5 protein-coding genes are annotated in these 5,069 nt (G+C 51.0%); 3 read left to right on the top strand and 2 right to left on the bottom strand.

The features are described 5' to 3' along the window. On the top strand, window positions 1-900 hold a 900-nt coding region (locus BZG79_RS11415), incomplete at its 5' end, for a FumA C-terminus/TtdB family hydratase beta subunit (protein WP_199877764.1). 170 nt (window positions 901-1,070) lie between these two features. Here the strand turns inward: BZG79_RS11415 and BZG79_RS11410 are convergent. Both BZG79_RS11410 and BZG79_RS11405 read right to left on the bottom strand, forming a co-directional pair. Next, window positions 1,071-2,702, bottom strand: a complete 1,632-nt coding sequence (locus BZG79_RS11410; RefSeq protein WP_021022828.1) for an ABC transporter ATP-binding protein — start codon at window positions 2,700-2,702, stop codon at window positions 1,071-1,073. Between the two features lie 395 nt (window positions 2,703-3,097). Next, window positions 3,098-4,249, bottom strand: a complete 1,152-nt coding sequence (locus BZG79_RS11405) for a dihydroorotase (protein ID WP_077774444.1) — start codon at window positions 4,247-4,249, stop codon at window positions 3,098-3,100. A 201-nt stretch (window positions 4,250-4,450) separates the two neighbouring features. On the opposite strand from BZG79_RS11405, the gene hinT reads away from it, so the two are divergent. Together hinT and BZG79_RS11395 are read left to right on the top strand one after the other, a co-directional pair. After that, entirely contained in the window at window positions 4,451-4,801 is a 351-nt protein-coding gene (gene hinT, locus BZG79_RS11400; protein WP_077460639.1) for a purine nucleoside phosphoramidase, read from the top strand. A 22-nt stretch (window positions 4,802-4,823) separates the two neighbouring features. After that, window positions 4,824-5,069 (top strand): hypothetical protein (locus tag BZG79_RS11395; protein WP_199877761.1); only part of this gene is annotated, 246 nt, incomplete at its 3' end.

Here is a 5,069-nt window from a genome sequence, read left to right as displayed (position 1 = left end):
GAATCGCTCATGGAGCACATTGATATTCAAGCACTTATCGACCGTGGTCCAAGCAATGCGGATGAAGCACTGCGGTTAGATATTTTTGATCGGGTGAACAAGCTGGGTATCGGTGCCCAAGGCTTGGGCGGCCTGACCACGGTAGTGGATGTGAAAGTAAAAACCGCGCCCACCCATGCCGCTTCTAAGCCGGTATGCTTGATCCCGAACTGTGCCGCCACACGCCATGTTCACTTTACGCTTGATGGCTCAGGCCCAGCCGAATTGGCACCACCAAAACTGGACGACTGGCCACAGGTCACCTGGGAAGTGGGGGATAACGTCCGCCGTGTTAACTTAGATACCGTGACCAAAGAAGACGTGCAGAGCTGGAAAACCGGCGAAACTGTGTTGTTATCAGGTAAGATCTTGACCGGCCGCGACGCCGCACATAAACGCTTACAAGAAATGCTGCGCAATGGCGAAGGCCTTCCCGAGGGGGTCGACTTTAACGGCCGCTTTATTTATTACGTTGGCCCTGTCGATGCGGTGGGGGATGAGGTAGTCGGTCCAGCAGGCCCAACCACCTCAACGCGCATGGACAAATTTACCGATATGATGCTGGCAGAAACCGGACTCACCGGCATGATCGGTAAGGCTGAGCGCGGTCCTGCGGCGGTGGAATCGATTAAAAACCACAAAGCGGTGTACCTCATGGCGGTCGGCGGTGCCGCGTACTTGGTATCAAAAGCGATCAAAAAAGCGCGCGTGGTCGCGTTTGAAGATCTCGGTATGGAGGCCATTTACGAATTTGAAGTGGAAGACATGCCCGTGACTGTAGCGGTTGATGCGCAAGGGCAAAACGCGCACCAGATTGGCCCGGATACCTGGAAGGTGAAGATAGCCGAAATGGATGATTAATCCGTCAATTGCACCTGTTCGGCTTAACGCCTGCTTGCGTTAACAAGAAGGCGTTGAGTCGGGCGGAGCCTAAGCGGATAGACGTCATAAAAAATGCGCCAATTAGGCGCATTTTTTGTCTACTTTTGTCTACCCGAACGATGTTGCCCGTTTGGACATCACTGCGTGGGCTAAGCCACTTCCTCTTCTTCCAGATCGAACGACGCGGCAATCAGGTTACGCGTGTATTCGTGTTGCGGGTGATGGAAGATTTCTTCTGGTGTGCCCGCCTCCATGACTTTGCCGTTTTGCATGACCATGACGCGGTCTGATAGCGCACGAACCACACTCAAGTCATGGCTGATAAACAGATAGCCAATATTGTGACGCTGTTGAATGTCTTTCAACAAATCAATCACGGTCAACTGCACTGAACGGTCCAATGCAGAGGTTGGTTCGTCGAGTAAGATAAACGCAGGATTCAAGATTAAGGCGCGTGCAATCGCAATTCGCTGACGCTGACCGCCAGAGAACTCGTGCGGATAACGGTTAATCGCGGAACTATCGAGACGTACCTCATAAAGGGCATCTTTTACCCGATCGAGACGCTCTTTTTTGTCGAGCTCTGGAAAGTGAGTGCGCAAGCCCTCAGCCACAATTTCACCGACCGTCATGCGGGGTGACAGTGAGCCAAATGGGTCTTGGAACACCATCTGCATATCGCGGCATAGCGCTTTATTCTCACTGTTTTTTATTTCGTGGATATCGTGACCTCGAAAACAGACTCGGCCTTCGGCAACGGGCAACAAGCGCATAATTGCGCGGCCCAGGGTCGATTTACCCGATCCAGACTCGCCCACGATACCTAAGGTCTCGCCACGGCGTAGCGATAAGCTAATGTCGCTCACCGCTTCAAAATAGCGTTTGTTGCCGCCAAAGAAGTCAGCACCAAGGAAATACTTGATGGTGACATTATCCACGGTTAGCAAGTTTTCTGAATCCTCGTTGACAGCCGCTTTGCGACCACGCGGTACCGCGTCAATCAGCATTTTGGTGTAATCTTCTTGCGGATTATCGAACAAGGCTTTGGTGTCGTTGGTTTCAACCACTTCACCTTTACACATCACCACAACGCGGTCGGCTAAGTGTTTCACCACGGCCAAGTCATGGGAGATAAACATGATCGCCATGCCCATCTTTTGCTGTAGTTCGCCAATCAAGTTCAATACTTCGGCTTGTACCGTTACATCCAGGGCCGTTGTTGGCTCATCGGCGATCAGCAAGTCAGGCTCATTCACTAGGGCCATAGCAATCATGATGCGTTGCAATTGGCCGCCTGAAAACTCATGCGGGTATTTTTGCAATGCGCTAGTGGGGTTAGGAAGGTGGACTAAATTAAGGAGATCGATAATCCGCTGCTTGGCCTTGTCTGACGTGGTGCGGTGGTGACACTGAATGGCTTCGGTTAACTGCTCGCCAACGCGCATATACGGGTTCAGTGAAGTCATTGGCTCTTGGAAAATCATCGCGACACGATCACCGCGCATTTTCTGAATTTGCTTGGTCGACAAGGTCAGAACATTGGTATCGTTAAAGCTTACTTGCGATTCAGGTTTTACCACAGCGTTATTGGGCAGCAGGCCCATCACGGCACTGCTAGAGACCGATTTACCCGATCCTGATTCGCCAACGACAGCCACGGTTTCACCGGGCATGATGTCAAAGCTTACGTTTTTAACAGCATCGACCATACCGTCGTTGGTAGTAAATGACACGCTCAAGTTTTTGACACTGAGCAGTGGCTTAGAAGCAGATGAAGACATCATCACCTCACTGGTTGATTATTCGACGTCCCGAGCTTGCCGGTGCCTTCTGCACGACAATAACGTGCATGATATGGACTGCGGCGATGGCTCGATGATTTGGGTTACGCCTGCTGGATTACCGAGCAAACGTGAGTCATTCATGTGGGGTCATCATTGCTTGCGATGGCTTTGCAATGTACGCCCTGATGCGGATATCAGCCAGCTGGTGCCTTTGAACGGCTTACGCCAGTGGAAGAGGTAGGATACGAGTGTCGCGATAACCGAAAGACGCTTAAGGTTACCTCTCCTTGCGAACACAGCTTTTCAACATCATCCGGTGTTGAAACCAAGCAGCGTGAATATCCATATATCAACAACACAATAAACGATTCGGATATAAAAGCAAATCGTTATTATAAGCAAGGTTTGTGATGTGAGAGTTTGACCGCGCAGGCAAAAAGAAAAGCGCGCGACGGATTCGTTTTGGTGTCGCGCGCGTATCGATTAAGGGTTACGTCGTTTAGCTGCGACGCCACTTGCAAGGCATGTTGCACTAAGGGCAGACCGGCTGGGGCGTTAAAGTAGGTATTTTGCTTCTCTTCAAAGGTGTGCGGCGCATGATCGGTGGCAATTACATCGATAACCCCGTCTTTCACCGCTTGAATGAGCGCTTGCTGGTGGTGTGCCTCTTTGATCGCAGGATTACATTTGATCAGTGTCCCTTTGCTGTCGTAGTCGTCGCGATTAAAAAACAGGTGATGAACACAGGCTTCGGCAGTGATTTGCTTTTGCTGCAAGGCTTCTAGGGTTTTAGCAGGCTCAAACTGGTACAGCTCGTCTTCGGTCGTCAGATGCAATACATGCAAGCGTGTCCCGTGTTTTTTGGCTAAGTTAACCGCCAGTTGCGACGATTTTAAGCACGCTTCTTTGGAACGAATATGGGCGTGCGCATCAATGGGGACGTCGTCGCCATATTTTTCCCGATATATGCCTTCCAGTTCATTGATCATTGGCGTGTCTTCGCAATGGGTTGCGATCAGCGTTGGGCAGTCGGCAAAAATCGCGTTCAGTGTTTCAGGATCGTTGACCAACATGTTCCCGGTTGACGCGCCCATAAATACCTTCACGCCACACGCAGCGTTGGGATCAAGACGACGGATCTCATCGATATTGTCGTTAGTAGCGCCAAGATAAAAGGCGTAATTGGCATGACTGGATTGTGATGCGCGTTGATACTTTTCTTCCAGTGCCTCTCGCGTAGTGGTCGGCGGGTTAACGTTGGGCATTTCCATGTAGGTGGTGATGCCGCCGGCAACCGCGGCTTTCGATTCAGTGGCAATGGTGCCTTTTTTCGGGAAGCCAGGTTCACGAAAGTGAACTTGGTCATCAATCATTCCAGGTAATAGGTGTTTACCGGTTGCATCAATCACGCGACAATCGGCGGCCGCAGGGGCACTGATGTCGCGAGCAATCTGGCTAATGCGGCCATTTTCGATCAGTACATCGGTCTCAACAACGTGTCCTTCGTTGACGACAGAAGCGTTTTTGAAAAGCAGGGTGGTCATGGTGTGATCCTTACATGTCAATGCATCGGTGCTATGGTAACGCAATCGATTACTTGATTCAGCCCCTGTTTTTACCGGGGATTGACGGATATTTCACCGCGCATTGACCGAATTGTTGCACATTCGTACCGTTAGCATATTGCCCTTCATTGGGGGCTGCCGCATACTTGGCCGACACACAATCATAAAAGGGAATCGACCATGGCGGAAGAAACTATTTTCAGCAAAATCATTCGCAAAGAAATCCCCGCGGATGTTGTCTATCAGGATGAACTTGTTACTGCCTTCCGTGATATTAATCCGCGCGCGCCGGTTCATGTGCTTATTGTACCCAACAAATTGATCCCAACGACCAATGATGTGGAGCCAGATGATGAGCTCGCGCTCGGGCGTATGATTACCGTGGCCAAGAAAATTGCAGCGGACGAAGGGGTTGCCGAAAACGGCTATCGTTTGATCATGAACTGTAATCAACATGGTGGCCAAGAGGTCTATCATATCCACATGCATTTAGTGGGTGGGCGAGCGCTTGGGCCCATGGTGGTGGGTTAACACATTAAATATGAATGAAACCATGAAAACCGCGAACCTTGAGTGGTCACGCCGATGGACGAAAAAATGGGGCAAGTTGCGCTTGCCTCAACTAATGGTGGGCGCGCTCGTGCTGTTACTCGCAGGGTGTGCGCCTCGCTACCAGCCGGTTAACCCGTCGCCAGACACCAACCGCGCAGCACGTTTATCAGATTCGCAGGTGCATAACGGCATTGATCGCGCCATGCGTGCTGCGGTGGAAGCCTTATTGGCGAGTGAGCCTTTAAAG

The organism is Salinivibrio sp. MA427 (genome assembly GCF_001996115.1).
In the GTDB taxonomy this organism is placed as follows: domain Bacteria; phylum Pseudomonadota; class Gammaproteobacteria; order Enterobacterales; family Vibrionaceae; genus Salinivibrio; species Salinivibrio costicola.
The sequence above is the reverse complement of the archived record's forward strand: the minus strand, read 5'-3'. Positions and strand labels throughout refer to the sequence as shown.

Bases quoted from the DNA above. Each gene is read 5' to 3' on its own strand.
- BZG79_RS11410 (WP_021022828.1), bottom strand. From the start codon at position 2,702: ATGTCTTCATCTGCTTCTAAGCCACTGCTCAGTGTCAAAAACTTGAGC.
- BZG79_RS11405 (WP_077774444.1), bottom strand. From the start codon at position 4,249: ATGACCACCCTGCTTTTCAAAAACGCTTCTGTCGTCAACGAAGGACAC.
- hinT (WP_077460639.1), top strand. From the start codon at position 4,451: ATGGCGGAAGAAACTATTTTCAGCAAAATCATTCGCAAAGAAATCCCC.